18 protein-coding genes and 1 tRNA gene are annotated in these 18,927 nt (G+C 56.2%); 3 read left to right on the top strand and 16 right to left on the bottom strand.

The annotated features are described in order from the left end of the window. Positions 1-105: 105 nt before the first annotated feature. The 6 genes from EUU25_RS08350 to EUU25_RS08325 all read right to left on the bottom strand — a co-directional run bounded on the left by EUU25_RS08350 (position 106) and on the right by EUU25_RS08325 (position 5,792). Positions 106-181 (bottom strand) — tRNA-Lys (locus EUU25_RS08350). 89 nt (positions 182-270) lie between these two features. Beyond that, positions 271-1,383 (bottom strand): rod shape-determining protein RodA, encoded by a 1,113-nt coding sequence (gene rodA, locus EUU25_RS08345; protein ID WP_158900024.1) that lies wholly within the window; start codon positions 1,381-1,383, stop codon positions 271-273. After that, a complete protein-coding gene (gene mrdA / locus EUU25_RS08340) occupies positions 1,380-3,287 on the bottom strand; it encodes a penicillin-binding protein 2 (RefSeq protein WP_158900022.1) in 1,908 nt (635 codons plus the stop codon). The genes rodA and mrdA overlap by 4 nt, the downstream gene beginning before the upstream one ends. Beyond that, entirely contained in the window at positions 3,284-3,838 is a 555-nt protein-coding gene (gene mreD, locus EUU25_RS08335; protein WP_246162613.1) for a rod shape-determining protein MreD, read from the bottom strand. Before mreD ends, mrdA begins: the two co-directional genes overlap by 4 nt. After that, positions 3,835-4,737 carry a rod shape-determining protein MreC gene (locus EUU25_RS08330; protein ID WP_158900020.1) on the bottom strand — a complete coding sequence of 301 codons (903 nt, stop codon included), beginning with the start codon at positions 4,735-4,737 and terminating at the stop codon, positions 3,835-3,837. The genes mreD and EUU25_RS08330 overlap by 4 nt, the downstream gene beginning before the upstream one ends. A gap of 14 nt (positions 4,738-4,751) precedes the next feature. Further along, entirely contained in the window at positions 4,752-5,792 is a 1,041-nt protein-coding gene (locus EUU25_RS08325) for a rod shape-determining protein (RefSeq protein WP_143774861.1), read from the bottom strand. Between the two features lie 162 nt (positions 5,793-5,954). Between EUU25_RS08325 and mutL the strand changes: the two genes are divergently transcribed. Continuing rightward, complete coding sequence (gene mutL, locus EUU25_RS08320; protein ID WP_158900018.1) at positions 5,955-7,769, top strand: DNA mismatch repair endonuclease MutL; 1,815 nt, start codon at positions 5,955-5,957, stop codon at positions 7,767-7,769. Positions 7,770-7,786: 17 nt separating this feature from the next. Here mutL and EUU25_RS08315 read toward each other — a convergent pair whose 3' ends face one another. Genes EUU25_RS08315 through ychF form a run of 4 tightly spaced genes read right to left on the bottom strand, consistent with a single transcriptional unit; the run spans position 7,787 to position 11,038 of the window. Next, on the bottom strand, positions 7,787-9,064 hold the full coding sequence (locus tag EUU25_RS08315) for a hypothetical protein (RefSeq protein WP_158900016.1): 1,278 nt from the start codon (positions 9,062-9,064) through the stop codon (positions 7,787-7,789). Positions 9,065-9,108: 44 nt separating this feature from the next. Further along, positions 9,109-9,435, bottom strand: coding sequence for a hypothetical protein (locus EUU25_RS08310; RefSeq protein WP_158900014.1), 327 nt, complete (start codon positions 9,433-9,435; stop codon positions 9,109-9,111). Positions 9,436-9,456: 21 nt separating this feature from the next. Then, on the bottom strand, positions 9,457-9,885 hold the full coding sequence (locus EUU25_RS08305) for a group II truncated hemoglobin (RefSeq protein WP_158900012.1): 429 nt from the start codon (positions 9,883-9,885) through the stop codon (positions 9,457-9,459). Positions 9,886-9,937: 52 nt separating this feature from the next. Then, positions 9,938-11,038 (bottom strand): redox-regulated ATPase YchF, encoded by a 1,101-nt coding sequence (ychF, locus tag EUU25_RS08300; protein ID WP_158900010.1) that lies wholly within the window; start codon positions 11,036-11,038, stop codon positions 9,938-9,940. 67 nt (positions 11,039-11,105) lie between these two features. Between ychF and EUU25_RS08295 the strand changes: the two genes are divergently transcribed. Continuing rightward, complete coding sequence (locus EUU25_RS08295; RefSeq protein ID WP_158900008.1) at positions 11,106-11,363, top strand: hypothetical protein; 258 nt, start codon at positions 11,106-11,108, stop codon at positions 11,361-11,363. A 6-nt stretch (positions 11,364-11,369) separates the two neighbouring features. On the opposite strand, the gene EUU25_RS08290 is transcribed toward EUU25_RS08295, so the two are convergent. From EUU25_RS08290 to EUU25_RS08265, 6 genes are all read right to left on the bottom strand, one after another. Beyond that, positions 11,370-12,365 carry an SDR family oxidoreductase gene (locus EUU25_RS08290; protein WP_158900006.1) on the bottom strand — a complete coding sequence of 332 codons (996 nt, stop codon included), beginning with the start codon at positions 12,363-12,365 and terminating at the stop codon, positions 11,370-11,372. Positions 12,366-12,416: 51 nt separating this feature from the next. Further along, positions 12,417-12,914, bottom strand: a complete 498-nt coding sequence (locus EUU25_RS08285) for a P-loop NTPase family protein (protein ID WP_158900004.1) — start codon at positions 12,912-12,914, stop codon at positions 12,417-12,419. A gap of 4 nt (positions 12,915-12,918) precedes the next feature. Beyond that, a complete protein-coding gene (gene pth / locus EUU25_RS08280; RefSeq protein ID WP_158900002.1) occupies positions 12,919-13,488 on the bottom strand; it encodes an aminoacyl-tRNA hydrolase in 570 nt (189 codons plus the stop codon). A gap of 60 nt (positions 13,489-13,548) precedes the next feature. Next, complete coding sequence (locus EUU25_RS08275; protein ID WP_158900000.1) at positions 13,549-14,166, bottom strand: 50S ribosomal protein L25/general stress protein Ctc; 618 nt, start codon at positions 14,164-14,166, stop codon at positions 13,549-13,551. Between the two features lie 105 nt (positions 14,167-14,271). Beyond that, positions 14,272-15,048 (bottom strand): sulfite exporter TauE/SafE family protein, encoded by a 777-nt coding sequence (locus tag EUU25_RS08270; RefSeq protein ID WP_158899998.1) that lies wholly within the window; start codon positions 15,046-15,048, stop codon positions 14,272-14,274. A 287-nt stretch (positions 15,049-15,335) separates the two neighbouring features. Then, a complete protein-coding gene (locus EUU25_RS08265; RefSeq protein ID WP_158899996.1) occupies positions 15,336-15,773 on the bottom strand; it encodes an RrF2 family transcriptional regulator in 438 nt (145 codons plus the stop codon). Between the two features lie 192 nt (positions 15,774-15,965). Here EUU25_RS08265 and EUU25_RS08260 point away from each other — a divergent pair, with 192 nt between their 5' ends. After that, positions 15,966-18,917: a TonB-dependent receptor domain-containing protein gene (locus EUU25_RS08260; RefSeq protein WP_158899994.1), complete on the top strand. Its 2,952-nt coding sequence runs from the start codon at positions 15,966-15,968 to the stop codon at positions 18,915-18,917. The last annotated feature ends 10 nt before the right edge of the window (positions 18,918-18,927 follow it).

Here is an 18,927-nt window from a genome sequence, read left to right as displayed (position 1 = left end):
AAGTGAGCCGCTTGTTCCCCGTTACCTAGCCCGTTACCTAGGAGCTCAAGCTGAAAACCTGAGGCGCATCGCTGCCATGTAAACAATTGTTATTAAAGAAGAAAATGGTAGACGCTGAGGGGTTCGAACCCACGACCCGCTGATTAAGAGTCAGCTGCTCTACCAACTGAGCTAAGCGTCCCCATTTCGATACGGCCAAATTGCCCTGCATCGTTTGGAGCGCCGCCTTTGATGGGATTCGGCGCTGTTGTCAAGCTTGAGCTGCGCGTTTTAGCTAAATTGCCCGCGCTTTGCACCGGGGTGGCGTTCGATCGACATGATGATGCCGACGCAGATCATCATGGTCAGCATGGAGGAACCGCCATGGCTAACGAAGGGAAGGGGGATGCCGGCGACCGGAGCGAGGCCGACGACCATCAGCAGATTGATCATGATGTAGAAGAAGATGGTGCAGGTCAGGCCCGCCGCAACGAGCTGCCCATAGCGGGTCTTGCTCTGCATTGCGACCCCCAGGCCCCAGCGCATCAGGAGGACATAGAGCCCCAAGATGAAGAACCCGCCGACAATGCCCCATTCTTCGGCCATGGTGGCAAAGACGAAATCGGTGTGGCCTTCGGGCAGATAGTCGAGGTGGCTTTGGGTGCCGTTGCCAAACCCTTTGCCGAATATCCCGCCCGACCCGATGGCGATCTTGGACTGGGTGATATGGTAGCCTGCGCCGAGCGGGTCATTTTCCGGGTTTAGGAAGATGAGGACGCGGTCTTGCTGGTACGGCTTCATCCCGAAAAAATAGACGAGCGGGGCGAATATGGCGACCGCCGCGGCTGCACCGATGAAGTAGATCAGCGGCAACCCGGCAAGAAAGGCAACTACACCCAGGCCGAAGGCATAGGCGATGGCGGCATCGAAATCGGGCTGAATGATGACAAGGGCACTGGGAATGACGAGCAAGGCCGCGACTGGCCAGATAGCGTCGATGCCGCTGATCCGGTTGGGCGGAAGGCGGTCGAAGAACCACGCGGCGGCCAGCACCATGACGGGTTTCATAAGTTCGGACGGCTGTAGCGTGATGATGCCAAGGTTGATCCAGCGCTGGCTGCCGCCGCCGACAAAGCCCAGAAATTCGACAACGATCAGCAGAAAGATCAAGGCCAGATAGAGCGGAAAAGTAATGGATTTCCAGAACTCCATGCGGAGACGGGACATCACAATCGCCATGGCGAGTAGAACCAAGAAGCGGGCGACATGCTTGCCGGCCCATGGCTCCAAATGGCCACCGGCGGTAGAGTAGAGGACTGTCGCACCAAACCCGACAAGGGCCATCAAAATGAAGATGACCCGCCAGGGAAGCGTGGCAATGGGTGCCGGGACAATGCCGTTCATGCCGTAGGATCCAGCGGAGGAGGGTCGGCAGGCTGTCCCTGGAAGGCGGCATATTTGGCGGCCATTCGCTGTTCGATATTCCCACCCCAGCCTGCTTCGAGTGCTTCCAGCGAGGCCATTGCCTGTTCGCGGTCGTAGAGAAAGGTGAGAACATCCTTGGCAATCGGCGCAGCGGCACGGGCGCCGCCCAAGCCATGTTCGATCACCACAGCAGCGCCATAGCGGGGCTGTTCAACGGGGGCAAAGCAGACGAACAGGCCGTGGTCGCGATATTTCCATGCGCCAGACTGGCCACGCTGCGCACCCTCGATCCGGCGTACCTGCGCAGTACCAGTCTTCCCCGCCATTGCTACATTTTCGAGCTGCAGGCGGCTGCGCACGGCTGTTCCGGCGCCGTTGACCACAAGATCCATGCCCTTCCGGACCACATCGAGATGCTCCTGCGGAAAGGAGAGCAAGTTCGGCGCAGCGCGGTTTTTCTTGATGATCTCGGGCAACAGATTGTGCCCCGACGCAATTCGTGCGGCCATCAGGCCAAGTTGAAAGGGGCTCGCGATGATATAGCCTTGGCCTATGACGGCGTTCAATGTGTCGGATTCGGTCCACTTCTGCCCGAACTTGCGCATTTTCCATTCGCTGTCGGGAACCGTTCCATAGCGCTGGGAAGGAAAGGGAAGGGGAAATTCCTGCCCAAGTCCGAGTTCGCGAGCAATCGGAGCGATGTTATCATAGCCGACCCGACGCCCCATCGAATAGAAATAGGTGTTACAGCTTTTCATGATGGCGGTCGGCATATTTACCGGACCATGGCGGCCGAGGCATTTGAACACTCGGTTACCAAGCCGGTAGCCACCGCCGCATGTAACGGTTTCTTCCGGATCGACGCCATGTTTCAGCATCGCCAATCCGGCCATGGGTTTCAAGGTGGAGCCCGGAGGGTAGAGACCTTGCAGCGCCTTGTTGAGCATCGGAATATGGTCGTCCGAGTTCAACATCTTCCATTCGATGCGGCCGATGCCGTCGGAGAAGCTGTTGGGGTCATAGCACGGCATTGACGCCATCGTCAGAATGTCGCCGGTCAGGCAGTCGAACACAACGACAGATCCAGACTCCAGACCAAGCCTTCGGGCGGCATAATTGTGCAGATCAATATCGATGGTCAGCTGGACCGGTTTCCCCGGTGTGTCAGGACGTGTCGTCAGTTCGCGGACGATCTTTCCACGAGCGGTTACCTCGGTGCGCTTGGCACCCGGTTCCCCTTGCAGTTTGTCCTCCAGCGTTTTTTCAAGACCGTCTTTGCCGACCTTGAAGCCCGGAGTGATGAGCAGGGGGTTCTTGTTCTTCTGATATTCTTCCGCCGATACGGTGCCGACATAGCCGATGAGATGGCCGACTGCAGCGCCGCTGGGATAGAAGCGGGAATAGCCTTGGCGCGGGCTGACGCCGGGCAAATCCGGAAGCCGGACACTGACCGCCGCGAAACGCTCATAGTCGAGGCCGTCGGCCACTTGTACAGGTTGAAACCCTTGCGCCTGCTTGAGTTCGCGATTGATCCGGTCCACATCATCGCTGGACAAGGCGAGCAGATTGGCGAGTGTCGCAATCGTTTCCTCTTTACGAACGAGGCGGTCCGGGATGATATCCACGCGGAAATCGGCGCGATTGGTGGCAATCGGTTTGCCATACCTGTCGATAAACCAGCCACGGCGCGGCGGAATAATCGTCAAATTGACGCGATTGCTTTCGGCGAGAAGCTTGTACTTTTCGTTATCCGCAACGGCGATGTAGGACATGCGCGCGGCAACAGTGGCACCGATAGCCGCCTGCACACCACCCACGAATACGGCGCGGCGGGTGAATGTGAAATCAAGCTGTCCTGATGTGACCTGCTTTTCGACTTTCATGTTGCCAATCGCCAGCTATCCAACCGTGCACATATTCGCACGACTAGAGGATATAGCAATATCGACAGCAACATTTGCGGTAATAGGACGACGGGGTCCGGCGCTGCGTGTGCCATTCCGGCTATCCATAGACCGCCAAGCAGGACTGCTATGATCAAGAGAGATGCGATTAGCCAATCCTGCATATAATCGCGCCAGATCGCGCGGGAGTCGATGATTTCGACAGCCAGCATCGCAAGCGACCATAAAAGCCCGGCGCTGCCGAACGGCTGGCCGCTAAACATATCATCCACCAGTCCGAACGGGACACCAGACCAGACGGGTAACAAACCCGGACGCATCAAGCGCCAAGCGAGAAACATCAACAATCCAAAAGGCGGCAAAAGCGGTTGGGATGTCATAAATGGTAAAGTGGTTACCATTGATGCCATCACAATCGAGGCAATTGGAATCGCCAGCATTTTCAGCAATGACTGTTCCCGGTCAAAGCGGCTTTCATATTCGCGACCCGGGCGTAACGGGAGCCGGATGGCGGTAACTGGATTTTTCACTCCGCTACCTCTTTGGCTTTACCGTCCGGGGCGATTGCCTGTTGTACAGCTCGTGCTTCGGCCTGATAGGCTTTCATGACAATGGCGTAGGGACTGTTCGAAGGGTCTGCCAAAGGCTTGGCCAGCGCACCGTCATTGGTTTTCCGGATAACCCGGGCAAAGGGTATATTGGGTTGATACAGGCCGCCATTACCGGAGGTAACGATGATGTCGCCAACCTTGAAGGGACTCTCACCGAGGTTAAGCGGCTTTATAACGACTAAACCATTGCCGAGGCCGGTCGAAAACGCAGGCAAGCCATCGCCTAAGCGCATTACGGGTACCAGATTTTCAGCATCGGTGACGAGCAATATGCGTGCCGTTGTCGGGCCTGTTTCAATGACACGTCCAATGAGACCCGATGGGCCTCGAACCGGTTGCGCACGCTCGATTCCGTAGTTGGAACCGATAGAGAGCGTTGCAACCCGGCGGGTACTTGAAGCTGTTGAGCTGATCAGCCGCCCTACGGCGACCTGTTCACCGGATTCATCTCTCAGCTTTAGCAAGCCACGCAACCGCGCGTTTTCGACCTTCAACGCGCGCGCCTCAATCAACTTGGTGCGGTTCGCCTTCACTTCTTTGGTGAGCGCGGCATTTTTGGAAGCCGCATCAAAATAGGCGGACAAATTGCCACCCATATCGTTGCCCGTTCGCCGGATGCTGTTGAAGAAACGCGCCACAGGTGCCGTGATTTCAGCCCCCGCAGCACGCAATGCCGCAAAACCTGTCGGATCAGCGACCGATATTATCAGCAACAAGGCAGCCACCACCGTTCCTGCGATCGCGATTACATAAGTCGCGAACAGGCCATATTGCGCCTTCCGGGAAAATCCGGGGCGCCGATGGGGTGGCGGCGCCATGCTGAAATCCTAGATCAGGCTGTCAGCAGGACGCCGCGGAAGATCGGATCTTCCATTGCTCTGCCTGTACCTATGGCCACGCAAGTGAGAGGATCTTCGGCGACTGTTACCGGAAGACCGGTTTCATCACGCAGATATTCATCCAGACCCTGCATCAACGCGCCGCCGCCCGTCAAGACAATGCCTTGGTCGACGATGTCCGCTGCCAATTCGGGGGCGGTGTTTTCAAGCGCGATACGCACGCCTTCCAGAATTGTGCCGATGGGTTCGGAAAGCGCTTCTGCAATCTGCCCCTGATTGATGGAGATTTCCTTCGGAACCCCATTCACCAGATCGCGGCCCTTAATGTGCAAGGTATGGCCGATTCCGTCTGCAGGTGGGCGAGCGGTGCCGAAGTCTTTCTTGATACGCTCGGCCGTGGCTTCGCCGATCAACAGGTTATGGTGTCGTCGCACATAGGAGACAATTGATTCGTCCATCTTGTCACCTCCGGTGCGAACCGAGGTTGTGTACGCAAGGCCACGAAGCGAAAGAACGGCAACTTCGGTCGTGCCGCCACCGATGTCGACGACCATCGAGCCAATGGGTTCGGTGACGGGCATGTCGGCACCAATGGCCGCTGCCATCGGTTCTTCAATCAGGAAAACTTCCGAAGCACCGGCATTGGATGCCGCGTCACGAATAGCGCGGCGTTCAACCGAGGTCGAACCGGAGGGCACGCAAATTACGATTTCGGGATAGCTGAACATCCGGCGCTTGCCGTGCACCTTATGAATGAAGTGCTTGATCATTTGTTCGGCCACATCGATGTCGGCAATAACGCCGTCACGCAGAGGCCGGATCGCCTCGATGCTGTCGGGAGTCTTGCCCATCATGAGCTTTGCGTCATCGCCTACTGCCTTGACGCGCTTGATCCCGTTAAGGGTCTCAATCGCGACAACGGAAGGTTCATTCAGAACAATGCCCTGGCCACGCACATAAACCACGGTGTTTGCCGTGCCGAGGTCGATTGCCATATCTTGCGATGCGAAACGGAAAAACTTGCCAAAAACCATTTAATGTCCACCCAATCCAAGTCTGGTGAGAATCCTTTTGAGCGCGCCCAAAACAATCGCGCGGTCCTAGCGGAATTTGCTGTTTTTAAAAACAGGTATTTGGCTGGATTGCGAACGATTAAGGAGTCGCCTGCACGGGCCGCTTGGGCTAGGAATGCCGACATGTCAATAAGAAGACTTCCGGAAAATTTGGTCAACCGCATCGCTGCCGGTGAAGTGGTAGAAAGACCAGCCAGTGCGTTGAAGGAACTGGTTGAAAATGCCATAGATTCCGGTGCGCGCAATATTGCAGTCCGTCTTGGTGCCGGCGGCATTGATTTGATTGAGGTGACCGACAATGGATGCGGCATGTCTCCGGCTGATATGGCCTTGGCACTGGAGCGGCATGCGACATCCAAATTACCGGATGAGGATATAGAACTAGTATCCACTCTTGGCTTTCGTGGGGAAGCGTTGCCTTCAATCGCCAGTGTGTCGATGCTTACCTTGGAAAGCCGCGTCGGCAATGCGGAGGGATGGCGTCGCGTCGTCGATCACGGCGTGCTGACCGGGGAAGGTCCCGCGGCTTTGCCATCAGGAACACGGGTGCGCGTGGAAAATCTGTTCGGCAAGATCCCGGCGCGCCGGAAATTTTTAAGAAGTCCGCGAGCGGAATATGCCGCAGCACTGGACACGATAAAACGGCTCGCGATGGCAAGGTCCGATATCGGGTTCACGGTCGAACATGATGGTCGCCGGGTGTTGTCGGTACAGCCAGATATGGAACGTCCTGAGCGGGTAGCGTCGCTAACGAGTGCGGAACTCATCGACAACAGTGTCGGCCTTGATTTTCAGCGCGAGGGCGTGCGTTTGGGCGGCATCGCAAGCTTGCCCACCTATAACCGTGGTGTTGCCGACCATCAGTTTCTGTTCGTCAATGGTCGTCCGGTAAAAGACAAGCTTCTGATCGGAGCGGTTCGTGGTGCCTATGCAGAAATGCTGGCACGGGACCGTCATGCCGTTGTGGCCTTGTTTCTCGACCTGCCGCCAACCGAAGTAGACGTCAACGTTCATCCGGCAAAAACCGAGGTTCGCTTTCGCGAACCTTCTCTCATTCGCGGTATGATTGTCTCGGGACTGCGCCATGCCTTGGACCAGTCAGGCTTTCGCGCCGTCCAACATCCCGCTGCCGATGCGCTGGCGGCATGGCAGCAAGAACCGGTGCGCACGTCGCAGGGGGATATTTTCGCCAACCCGCGCACTGCGTATCAGAATTATTACGCGACTGCCTACCCGTCTTTAGCCGAAAAGCGGAATAGTTTCGGGGATTTGGGCCAAATCGAGCGTGAAGATCTCGCCCCCCTGATGGGCCGCGCGGCAACAGCGACCGAAGCGGTACCGGAAAGCCGGCAACACCCGCTCGGCGTTGCCCGTGGGCAGGTGGCAAATACTTACATCGTGGCAGAGGCGGAAGACGGCCTTGTCATCGTCGATCAGCACGCAGCGCATGAGCGTCTGGTGCTGGAACGCATGCGCAAGGCCATGGCCCAAGCAGGCGGCGCGGTACCCTCTCAGGCATTGCTTCTTCCGCAGGTGGTCGAACTGGATGAACCTGCATGCGACCGGCTGGAGGCTCGACTTGAAGAGCTGTCGGCCTTTGGTCTTGAACTGGAACGCTTCGGTCCAGGCGCGATGCTGGTCCGCGCAACACCGGCAATGCTCGGCGGCGGGGATGCTAAAGCCCTGATCGAAGATTTAGCCGATGATCTGGCTGCTTATGACCAGGCACTATCGCTGAAGGAGCGGATCGACCATGTCGCAGCCACCATGGCCTGCCATGGCTCCGTCCGCGCGGGGCGTGTGCTATCGGTTCCGGAAATGAATGCGTTGCTACGCGAAATGGAAGTCACGCCGCATTCGGGGCAGTGCAATCATGGTCGGCCGACTTGGGTGAAGTTGGCATTGGGTGATGTGGAAAAGCTGTTCGGCCGCAAGTGACCGAACAGCTTATCATTTCAATGTCCTAGCGATAATTTCGCAAATAGCGTGAAGCCTACCGGGCTTTTGCCATAAGCGGTGTCAAAGGTGTCGGGCTTCAGAAATTTTGCGACAGAGCCACCGAGGGCCAAGTTCACCGGTCCGCTCAGTGGTAAGCGATAGGCATAGCCGGCCTGCAGTTTGCTGACGCGGAACGGCACCTCGTGCAAAACGTCACTATGATCCGGAAACAGCTCGTCATTTTTGACATTTTCGAACCGGCCAAACAGGCTGTGATGGTCGTCAATGTCCCAGTTAACTTCGACAAGATAGGCGGTAAGCGTCGGACCCGGATCGCGGTTTTTAGCCGAAAAGGCGGCGGTGGCCGTCAAACCGTTGCCGTTGGCAAAATGCGCCGACGCTGTGGTACGATGCTCGTTTTCGTCCGGATGGATCGTGAATTCCGGCTGTTTTAAAAAGCCATGGCTCACCTGCAAAGCCCAGTTGGGCGAAGGGCTAAACGTCGCGCGGAGCGACCAGCTGTCGAATCTTGGTTTTTCAATGTTCCAACGATCCTCATCTGGCTCTCGGCCGGTAAAAATAGATCCTTCCACCTGGAATTTCCGCGATGAAAAACCAAGCGTCGCGACACCATAGGTAATATGACTGCTGTCGAACCAGTGGTGGGTGATCGGCGCTTCGGGGTTCAGTTTGGCCGACCCGCGATGCATAAACGCCGACGGCCCTAAAGCGGGTTCGCCGACGGGTCCGCCATAGAGAAACAGGCTGCTTCCTTCGGCGACGTCGAAATCTATCCGCGCGGCCAGTTCCATGAACAAGTCATGGGGGTGCTGCCGGTCGACCAAGGGTTCGCCGCCCGCTGTTTCTCCGGTGGCGAATAAATTCGGGTAGCCGCGATTGGACATTAGCGGTTCGAAGCTCAACATCGATTTGAACTGGAAACGCCCCCCTTCGAAGGACCGTTCCGCGGTCAGCATTGCCATCGATTGTGCATATGCCTTGTCGTCACCGCGCGGGCCGGACTGGTCAGTGTAAACACCCCACACATAACCATGCGCCATGATCATCCAATCGTCCGCAATGTCGAGATGTAATCCGTGCATCCCGCCTTCATTTCTGGGCAGCCGTGCAGTGCCAGAACCTTCTGCCGAAGATTCAATATTCAGGTCGGCGATCACTACTTCGTCCGCCATGGTGGCCATGTCATGACCAATATGTGCGTGATCTTGCGCAGAGACCGGCGCGGTGTGAAGGGCAAGCGCGCAGGCGCTCGCCATCAAAAGTTTCATTTTCATGATTTTATCCTGATATTTGAGAGACTAGTTCGTCGGCTCAAATTTCAGGTTCGCGGTGGCGGAATTGTCGGGCGCGCAATCGTGCCGGTCAGCGCTTGTTCGGTCCCGATGGCTTCGTCCGGAGCAAGTGCCTTATACAACAGCACGACATATGCAGGCGCTATGGGCGCGATACAGCCGATGCAGCCATGCAGGCGCATATCGGAACCGTCTTGCGCTGGAGCATGATGACCGTTCATCGGCGCAGGAGTTCCGTGGCAATCCGCCGTCATTGTTACCTTATGCGTCTCTGCCGGGACAGGCTGGCCCATCGCCACAGCCGGTAGGGCCAGCGCAAAGAGGAATAGCAGGGCGATCATGTTCCGGAACATGATGACCTCTTACCGCCAATTTCAGTGGCTGTCACCCTTGCCAGCATTGGCAGCCATGGCCTTGGACATGCTGGCAAAGGCCGCCACCATATTATCGACAAAGTCTGGATCGGACGGGATGGTGTCTTTCGCCGCCTGCTGCATGGCGAGCACCCATTGGGTGGCGGTCGCATAGTTCATACCTTCAAGCGCGCGATGCGCCGACATGACACAGGCGCCGGGCCGCTTTTCAAACCAGTCCCGCGGCCCGCCCATCCATGCCATCAGAAAATCGGTCAGCGATTCCCGCATCGGCGAAAGGTCTGCCGCATGCATCGCCCGAAGCTCCGCGAAATCGGGTTCGCTTTCCATCAGATCGTAAAAACGGTCCACCATGCGCTGGATAGGTTCACGCCCCCCAATGCGGTCAAAGGGCAAAACAGGTTTGGCTGTGCTTTCAATCTTATCCATCAAACTGCCTTTGCCGTGAAGCGTGGCATTCGTCTTTGCGCGAGATCAAATGTCAGACGTTGAACCGGAACAGCATGATGTCGCCATCTTTTACGAGATATTCCTTACCTTCCGAACGCCACTTACCGGCCTCTTTGGCGCCTGCTTCACCATTATATTGGACATAATCCTCATAGGCCATGGTCTCCGCGCGGATGAAGCCTTTTTCAAAATCGCTATGGATGACACCGGCTGCATTGGGTGCCGTGGCGCCTTTGGTCACTGTCCACGCGCGAGCCTCTTTGGGCCCCACGGTGAAAAAGGTGATGAGGTCCAGCAGCGCATAGCCCGAACGGATAACCCGCGCGAGCCCGGTTTCGGTCAGGCCCAGGTCTTCAAGGAACACTTCGCGGTCTTCAGCAGGCATGGTTGAAATTTCGGCTTCGATAGCGGCCGACACGACAACCGCCTCTGCCCCTTCCGCCTTGGCTTTTTCAAAAACCTTTGCCGAAAGCGCATTGCCATTTGCGGCGCTCGATTCTTCCACGTTGCAGACATAAAGCACGGGCTTGGCCGTCAACAATTGCGCGGTGTCAAACAGGCGCTGTTCTTCAGGATCAGTTGGAACGACGAGCCGCGCAGGCTTGCCATCGCGGAGCAAATCCAGCGCACGCCCGAGCACGGCGGCAGCCGCCTTGGCTTCCTTGTCGCCTTGTGCTGCCTTTTTGGCGAAGTTGGGAACGCGCTTTTCCAAGGATTCCAGATCAGACAGCATCAATTCGGTTTCAACCGTTTCGGCATCCGAGATCGGGTCAATCTTGTTGTCGACATGCTGGATGTCATCATTCTCAAAGCAGCGCAGAACATGGACGATGGCATCGACTTCACGGATATTGCCCAGAAACTGGTTGCCTAGTCCTTCACCTTTTGAGGCACCGCGCACAAGGCCGGCGATGTCGACAAAACCCAATTGTGTCTCGATGATTTTCTGGCTTCCGCCGATTTTGGCAATGGTCTGCAAGCGCGGGTCCGGCACCGCGACATTACCGATATTCGGCTCGATCGTGCAGAAAGGATAGTTGGCGGCCTGCGCTGCGGCGGTCTCCGTCAGTGCATTGAACAGCGTGGACTTGCCCACATTGGGGAGCCCGACAATACCGCATTTGAAACCCATGATGACCTACTCTTGACTTGAACTGGAGGAGCGCCTTTAGCGCCAGAATTCCGAAAAGGGGAGCAAAATGGAACAGCTTTGGTCAGGCCTTGGTATCTTTCTCGATTTTGCGACGATAATCGCATCGGCTTTGGCCGCCTGGTTCTGGTATTTGGCCAGTATTCAGACGATCCACCGCGTGCATGCAACAGAGACATTCGATTATCATGATTTGAACAGGATCATCGTTGCCATAAACCGCAATTCCATTCGGAACCGCAGAGGTGCGCTGGCCAGCGCTTTGGCCGCGGCGCTTCTCGCAATTGACCTCGCCGTGAGTGGCTAGATAATATCAGTCGTGAACGGCTTTAATCCAGGGTCCGAACGGTGTGTTGCCAAGCATCGCGACCTGTGTTTCTGCTGATACCTTGTTGATCGCCTCTTGAGGCTTGGGTCCTGGATGAACCGCCTTGCGCAACGGACGGGTTCCGGCTGGCATAGCGATGATTTCTCCAATGGCGCGCGGAACGTCCATCGGATCGGCACTGCGTCCCGATCCATCTTCCAGACCCATGCGTGATACGAGTGCGGGATAGGCAGCCGCTTGATCTTCTGTAATGCGGCCTTTCAGTTCTTTGGCCAGAACGTTGCGGTTGACCCACACTTTGGTCGGGTAGCCGCCCGGCTGGATCACGCAGACTTCGATATTGTGAGGCACCAGTTCATAAGCCATCGCTTCGCTCATCGCTTCGAGTGCAAATTTTGTAGGCGAATAATGTCCGGCGGAAGGGACTATGACGCGACCAAGTTGCGACGAAATATTGAAGATCAAGCCGCGCTTGGCCTTGCGCATGGCCGGTAAAACGGCGCGCGCCATGCGATGCGGGCCGTAGACATTGGTGTCGAAGATTAGCTTCGTCGCTTCCATATCCTGCAACTCGATCGGGCCTGCATAACCGACACCCGCATTATTGATAAGGACATCAAGCGCACCACCGGCAAGGCGTTCGGCCTCGGCAACGCCTTTTGTGACCTGTTCATCGGAAGTCACGTCAATCTCGATGATACTGATGTCGAGCTTCTCCTTGGCCGCTGCCGCTTTCAGCGTATCCGCCTCGGCCCTTGGAAGATTGCGCATCGACGCAATCACTTTCGCACCAGCCCGCGCATAATGCAGAGCGCCGTCATAACCAAAGCCGGACGAACTGCCCGTAATCAGGATGGATTTCCCTTTAAGGCTCAATGTTGCGCTCTGTGCATCCGATGATGCGCTGATGGTGGTTGCTGCAGTAACAGCCACGACACCGCCAAGCAAAGTTCTGCGATCAATATCGGACGGAATAGGCATTGGGGGGATCCTCTCAGTTAGCGATTGCTTCCACCCTAATATAATCCCGGCTTAAAGCGAGTCCAACCAGCGGTCCAATTCTTGGGGGGACTGAAGACGGATGATCTTTGCCTCATGGCCCTTTAACTGCGTCTCTGTCCGGATGCGGGGGCCGCTGTTCCAGCGCATCAGATAGAACAGAAATGCCAGATCGAACCGTTCGGGGCAGCCTTCAGTCATGTCGGGACGGCTTTGCCCCCGATATTTCCAGATCCGCCGCAACAGGCGCAGGACGCAAAGGCGGATCGGATAGTCGAGATAAACAATGGTATCGGCGTGCTCGAGCCGTACCGCCAACGTGCCGCCGTAATTGCCGTCAATCAGCCAGCGGTCAGTGACCACGATGTCCGCGAGTCTGGCGCGAATTTCATCCTTGCTGCTTTCTATCCAGCCCGGACGCCAGTTGAGCTGGTCCATGTGAAATACCGGCAAATCAAGTTTTTTGCCGAGCACTGTGGATAGCGTAGATTTACCCGCGCCACAGGGACCGATCACGAGCAGGCGCTGCATGGACTTAATCCTGTAGCCGCAAGGCCACGTCGTTCATAAAGCGCACATCGTCGCCTTTTGCGAGCCAATCCGCTTCGGCGGAAAGGGCACCGAGGAGGTCCGCCAGATCATCGATTTCACTCTTATGGAAATTGCCGAGCACATAGCCCGTGACCCGGTCCTTGTGTCCCGGATGGCCAATGCCCAACCGCACACGTCGGAATTCAGCGCCGATATGATCAATGGTGGATCTTATGCCATTATGGCCAGCGGCACCGCCGCCGGTCTTTACCTTTACCTTGAAAGGGGCGAGATCGAGTTCGTCGTAAAAGACGGTGACGTCCTTTGGCTCCAGCTTATAAAAATCCATGGCGGCACGGATGCTGCGGCCGCTTTCGTTCATGAACGTGGCGGGTTTCAGCAATATGATCTTTTCGGAGCCAAGCCGCAACTCCTGCACCCAGCCCTGAAATTTCTTGGCAGGCAATGGCAGGTCGTGGATTTCGGCCAGGGCATCAATCGCCATGAAGCCGATATTATGCCGGTGCATGGCATAGGTGGGTCCGGGATTACCAAGGCCTACCCAAAGCTGCATCGCGGTGTTTCCTCGCGGGAATATCCGGGGCGGACCGAAGTCCGCCCACAGGAAAAAACATTAAGCTTCAGCGCCACCGTCAACGGTGGTGTCGCCATCACTCGACTTGAGTGCGGACGGAGCAACGATCGTTGCGATCGTGAAGTCACGGTCGGTGATCTTGCTCTCCGAACCAGCGGGAAGCTTTACATGGCTGATGTGGATTGAATCGCCGACGTCGAAACCGGTAACATCGATCTTGATGTCGTCAGGGATCTTGTCGTTTTCGCACACGAGCTCAAGCTCATGACGAACAATGTTCAAAACGCCGCCACGCTTCAGACCAGGCGATGCGTCTTCGTTGACGAATACAACCGGCACTTCCACGTCGACCTTGGCGCCCTTGACGATGCGCAGGAAGTCAACATGGGTAGGGCGATCGGAAACCGGATGGAAAGCAACATCCTTCGGGATGGTGATTTGCTTTTTACCACCAAGGTCGATCTCGACCACGCTGTTCGAGAAGTGGCCGGTCATCAACAATTTGACGAGTGCCTTTTCCTCAACATGGATGAGTTCGGGGTCTTGCTTGTTGCCGTAAATGACGGCGGGAATCCGGTTTTGACGACGCAATTCGCGGGAGGCTCCCTTGCCAGCCCGATCGCGCGTCTCGGCCGACAATGTCAGCTGATCGCTCATGATAAATCTCCAATAAAGTTACACTTGCCGTCACGCCTCCAGGGATGACCACGAACGGCAAGCGCGCGCCTATATGCGGGCTTTACGCCAAATGCAAGCTTTGTCCTAGCTGAGCGCCTTGTACAGGCTGAACATGCTCGTTGCGATCAGGACAATGCTGACGGCGAAAAGCAAGCGGCGTGGTTCAATGCGCTTGGCGACATAAGCCCCCAGTGGTGCAGCGAGCAAACCACCAATCAACAGACCACCCGTCACAACTGTGAAGGCTTGAAGGCCGATGGTCATGATGAACGTCATCGAAATGGCGAATGTCAGGCAGAATTCGGCCGTGTTCACCGTTCCGATGGTCTTGCGCGGATCAGTCCCTTGAATCAGCAGATTGGACGTAACGACCGGACCCCAGCCGCCTCCACCCGAAGCATCGAGGAAACCGCCAATCAAGCCAAGAGGTACGGTAACCTTGGGGTCGCGGGTTTTATGTTCCTGCGAAAAGGTCAATGCCTTGTAGAAAAGGTAGAAACCGATCACGGTCAGGTACAGCATAACCAACGGTCGTGCGGCCTCTGTATGAATGCTGGCAAGCAAATAGGCTCCTGTACAGCCGCCGATGACGCCCGGGATGGCGATGCGGCTAAAGAGCTTCCAGTCCACATTCTTGTGCAAGATATGACTGATCCCCGACGCGCCTGTGGTGAACATTTCCACGAAATGGACCCCTGCCGACGCACGCGCAGGTGCGACGCCCATGACGCTGACCAGCAAGGTGCTGCAAATAACGCCAAATGCCATGCCAAGAGCGCCGTCAACAAGCTGCGCTGCAAATCCAACCGCTATATAGGGCCATATGGCACCCCAATCGAGGTTAAGAATGAAGTCGAGCATGTGGCGTTCCTTTGCCTGGCGAAGGTTCTCGCGTGCGGATATTGGTCGGCTTAATCACTGCAAATTTTATTTGCTACCGCATTAACCCTAATAGCCCGGCTTTCGCCAAAATTGCCGCAAATCCAGCCGATTTGCAGTCTTTTTTGATTCTGAAGGGGTAATGAAGGAGTAGATTGCACAGCAACGAGCCAATAAACTCAACTAATTTGATTGACAATATGATTCGGTGAAAGATTTCGCTTTTAGCGGCGAAAGGTTCTGTTTGTGCGTTATTGGGACAGGTCGGCTTACTCTGCAGCCAGCAAATAGGCGTCCGCTTCGACATTGTCGGACAGATTGATCGAATCGAGCAGGTGCGCTGTCTTGTCGCGGACCTGAAGCATTAGCGCGCGCGTGCGGCAATTTTCTTCTTCAACACAGTTTTGGCAGGTTTCATGTGCGTAGCGACTGGCGCATGGCACAAGTGCCAAGGACCCGCGCATGATGCGGATGAGGTCCCCATAGCTGATGTCAATCGGCGGGACGCCAAGCCAGTAACCGCCATCTTTGCCTCTTTGTGAAGCGACCAGTCCTGACCGCGCCAATTCCGACAATATGACGGTCAGGAATTTAGGCGGGATCTTTTGCACCTCGGCAATATCGGCCAGTTGCACAGGTCCTTTGCCGTAATGATCAGCAAGGTGTTGCATGGCGCGAATGGCGTATCGGGTTTTCTGCGACAGCATAAAGTATCTTTGCGCCGAAATTTTCTAATTTTCAACCCCGCGAGTAGACAAACAGCAGCGCTGCAATCGATGTCACCTAAAGCGACGAAATTACATTAACCTAGTTGCATTGGCGAAGTTGCGAGAATAGCCTCTGCTTCGAACCAGACTCAGGAAAAATTTCCGGGTTGTTTTCCAAAAAGGGGGAAAAACATGAAGTTCACTAAATCGATTTCGTTACTCGCCGCGACATGCCTGACATTTCCTGCATTTGCCCAAGAAACGCCAGCATCGGCCGAGCCGCAGGCGGAAGAGGCAGCCGCCATCATCGTGACCGGTTCGCGCATCAAGCGTGATCCCACCGACAGCTCGCTGCCGCTACAGATCATAAATACCGAAGAATTGTCCCGCGAAGGTATCAATAGCCCGGAACAGCTTATCTCCTACCTGTCTTCAAACGGAAATGGTGCCGACAATCTCGCGTCCAACGCGGATGTTACAAGCGGCGCGCAACGCGGTACGAACGGTTTGTCTGCGGCCAACCTGCGCGGGCAGGGATCGGCATCGACTCTTGTGCTTTTGAATGGCCGCCGTGTTGCTGCGCACGGACTTACAGGGTCGGCGGTCGACGTGAACCAGATCCCCATCGCGGCTTTGGAACGGGTTGAAGTTCTGAAAGACGGGGCGTCGGCCATTTATGGAACGGACGCCATCGGCGGGGTTATCAACTTCATCACCAAAACCAATTTCCAGGGCCTTACGCTCAATGCGTTCACGGATATTACAGAAGCGGGCGGCGGGAATATCTACCGGCTTTCAGCGACTGGCGGTTATGGCGACCTCGACGAGCAGGGCTTTAACATCATGGGCGCGATCAGCCGCAGCGTGAACAATGTGCTCAACGGATCGGATCGTTCCTTTGTAAATGGTAATCAGCCCAATCGCGGCCTGTCGATCGACACGCGTGGTACACCCATCGCCACGGCCTTTCCAACGGGTGCCAATGCCATCTTCGCGCCTACCGGTTCGCTGTTGAGCGGGGTAACGCTGTTGGAGGCGGGAGCCACTGTGCCGGCAACTGGCGGTATCAACATCCTGGATTTGCCGGGTGGTGCAGGATGCGCATCGGTCGACGGCGGGTTGGCGTATGACGAACAATTGTGGGCTATTCCTTCCGCCCGTTTCGCGTGCGCGTGGGATACGGGCCGTGCCGCAGTGCTGCAACAGCCGCTCAACACGCTGACCTATTATGGCCGTGCTACCGTCAAGGCTGGCGATCACCAGTTCTTTGCGGAAATTACCGGTTCGGATGCGGATTCGGCCAAGCGTTTTTCGAACAACCAATATTCGGGCAATGCCACCACATTGCCGCTCTATTACCCTCTAAATCCGACGACAGCAGCGACATATAATGATGTCTATAACCGCTTGGTCGCTGTTTTCCCTCAGATTGCTGCAAATTACGGCAGGCCGATTTCCTATCGCTGGCGCTGCATTGCGTGCGGAACGCGCGAGTATGAAACAAACACCAAAACCTTGCGTGCCGCACTTGGTGCCGAAGGTCCGCTTTTCGGTGACTGGGATTATCGCGCAGGGGCATCCTATGCCCGAAGCGAATCCTCATCTGTGCTGGGCGATGGCTATCACTATCGTGGCACTTTCTCATCGGCGGCTGCCGCTGCAGCCTCCGGTGTACCAGGCGCAGTATCGGGCGGCATCGATCCACGCGCGCCCACTGCACCAGGTGCCACACGTCCGGGCATTGTGGGCCTCCTCAACAGCGGCATTCTCAATCCGTTTTCGGTCACACAGTCGGCCGCCGCGCTTGCCGGTCTGAATGCAATTTCGGCGAAGGGCGTCACGCTTTACGGCGGCAAATATGAGGTGAAGCAACTCGACGCGTCGATTTCCGGGTCGCTGTTCGAACTGCCGGGCGGATCGGTGCAGGTTGCCCTTGGTGTCGACTATCGGCGGGAGACCTATAGCTTTAATGGATCGCCCGCGGCCGTCACCGGCACACCGGATATCTTCAATGTGGCATTCGACAACATCAACGCGTTGACGCCGAAAAACCGCGATGTGAAGGCGGCCTATGCCGAAGTCCTTTTCCCCATATTCGATATGCTGGAAGTGACAGGGGCTGTTCGTCTGGACGATTATACCGGCTTCGGCTCGACGATTAACCCGAAGATTTCGGCCAAGTTCCGGCCCTTCGACTGGTTCATGGTTCGCGGTTCGTACAACACCGGTTTCCGCGTTCCTGCATTCAACCAGATTTTCAATGGCGTGACCCAGTCACCCAATCCGGGCAATACGCTGGTCGATCCGACCACATGTCCCACAGGCACGGTCAGCCTCCTTCCCGGATGCGCAGCGATCACGCCGGACACATTGACCGGCGGCAACCTGAATCTGGGGCCTGAAACATCCGAGCAATATAGCGTGGGCGTCGTTCTCCAGCCGTCCAGCCGATTTAGCGCGTCGGTCGATTTCTGGTCGATTGCGGTAGATGACACGATCGGCGCGCTGACCTTGCGCCAGTTACTGGACAATATCGCCTTCTTCCCGGACCGGGTCATTCGGACCAATGGTATTATTACCCTGATCGACTTGCGCGCCGACAATATCGGTTCGCGCCGGACAGAAGGTCTTGAAGTCTCCTTGCGCGGGGGTACCGATTTGGCAGGTGGCGTACTCACCGCCGGTCTGGATGGTACCTATTTGCTGAAAAAGCGGGAAAAGTTCCTGCCGTCGGCACCTTTTGGCCCAAGCCTGATTGGCGTGTTTACCTTCGCCGGTGATTTGGGGCTGAAGTGGAAGCATAATGCCTTCCTGACCTATACCAAGGATGACCTGACGTTCAGCATCTCGCAAATCTATCGGGATGGATATAAGAACCAGGCCTTGCCGGGGATTGCAAATGGCACGGTGACACGCCCGGATTTCAACCCGCGTGTGAAACCCTATATCACCTACAACACCTCGATCAGCCTTGATATCCAGGAACAGTTCCGGCTGACATTGGGCGTCAAAAACCTGTTCGACAAGGATCCGCCATTTGCGATTACCTACGACAGTAACACAGGTGCGGGCAGCAGCTGGGAGCCGCGCGTGGCCGACCCTCGTGGACGCTCGTTCACCTTGGCGGTTGAAACAAAGTTCTAAAGCACAGGTC

Source organism: Sphingorhabdus lacus, from assembly GCF_009768975.1.
Taxonomy (GTDB): Bacteria; Pseudomonadota; Alphaproteobacteria; order Sphingomonadales; family Sphingomonadaceae; genus Sphingorhabdus_B; species Sphingorhabdus_B lacus.
The sequence above is the reverse complement of the archived record's forward strand: the minus strand, read 5'-3'. Positions and strand labels throughout refer to the sequence as shown.

Excerpts from the sequence above, each read along its gene's own strand:
- rodA (WP_158900024.1), bottom strand. The coding sequence starts at position 1,383 with ATGAACGGCATTGTCCCGGCACCCATTGCCACGCTTCCCTGGCGGGTC.
- mrdA (WP_158900022.1), bottom strand. The coding sequence starts at position 3,287 with ATGAAAGTCGAAAAGCAGGTCACATCAGGACAGCTTGATTTCACATTC.
- EUU25_RS08330 (WP_158900020.1), bottom strand. The coding sequence starts at position 4,737 with ATGGCGCCGCCACCCCATCGGCGCCCCGGATTTTCCCGGAAGGCGCAA.
- EUU25_RS08325 (WP_143774861.1), bottom strand. The coding sequence starts at position 5,792 with ATGGTTTTTGGCAAGTTTTTCCGTTTCGCATCGCAAGATATGGCAATC.
- mutL (WP_158900018.1), top strand. The coding sequence starts at position 5,955 with ATGTCAATAAGAAGACTTCCGGAAAATTTGGTCAACCGCATCGCTGCC.
- EUU25_RS08315 (WP_158900016.1), bottom strand. The coding sequence starts at position 9,064 with ATGAAAATGAAACTTTTGATGGCGAGCGCCTGCGCGCTTGCCCTTCAC.
- EUU25_RS08310 (WP_158900014.1), bottom strand. The coding sequence starts at position 9,435 with ATGTTCCGGAACATGATCGCCCTGCTATTCCTCTTTGCGCTGGCCCTA.
- EUU25_RS08305 (WP_158900012.1), bottom strand. The coding sequence starts at position 9,885 with ATGGATAAGATTGAAAGCACAGCCAAACCTGTTTTGCCCTTTGACCGC.
- ychF (WP_158900010.1), bottom strand. The coding sequence starts at position 11,038 with ATGGGTTTCAAATGCGGTATTGTCGGGCTCCCCAATGTGGGCAAGTCC.
- EUU25_RS08295 (WP_158900008.1), top strand. The coding sequence starts at position 11,106 with ATGGAACAGCTTTGGTCAGGCCTTGGTATCTTTCTCGATTTTGCGACG.
- EUU25_RS08290 (WP_158900006.1), bottom strand. The coding sequence starts at position 12,365 with ATGCCTATTCCGTCCGATATTGATCGCAGAACTTTGCTTGGCGGTGTC.
- EUU25_RS08285 (WP_158900004.1), bottom strand. The coding sequence starts at position 12,914 with ATGCAGCGCCTGCTCGTGATCGGTCCCTGTGGCGCGGGTAAATCTACG.
- pth (WP_158900002.1), bottom strand. The coding sequence starts at position 13,488 with ATGCAGCTTTGGGTAGGCCTTGGTAATCCCGGACCCACCTATGCCATG.
- EUU25_RS08275 (WP_158900000.1), bottom strand. The coding sequence starts at position 14,166 with ATGAGCGATCAGCTGACATTGTCGGCCGAGACGCGCGATCGGGCTGGC.
- EUU25_RS08270 (WP_158899998.1), bottom strand. The coding sequence starts at position 15,048 with ATGCTCGACTTCATTCTTAACCTCGATTGGGGTGCCATATGGCCCTAT.
- EUU25_RS08265 (WP_158899996.1), bottom strand. The coding sequence starts at position 15,773 with ATGCTGTCGCAGAAAACCCGATACGCCATTCGCGCCATGCAACACCTT.
- EUU25_RS08260 (WP_158899994.1), top strand. The coding sequence starts at position 15,966 with ATGAAGTTCACTAAATCGATTTCGTTACTCGCCGCGACATGCCTGACA.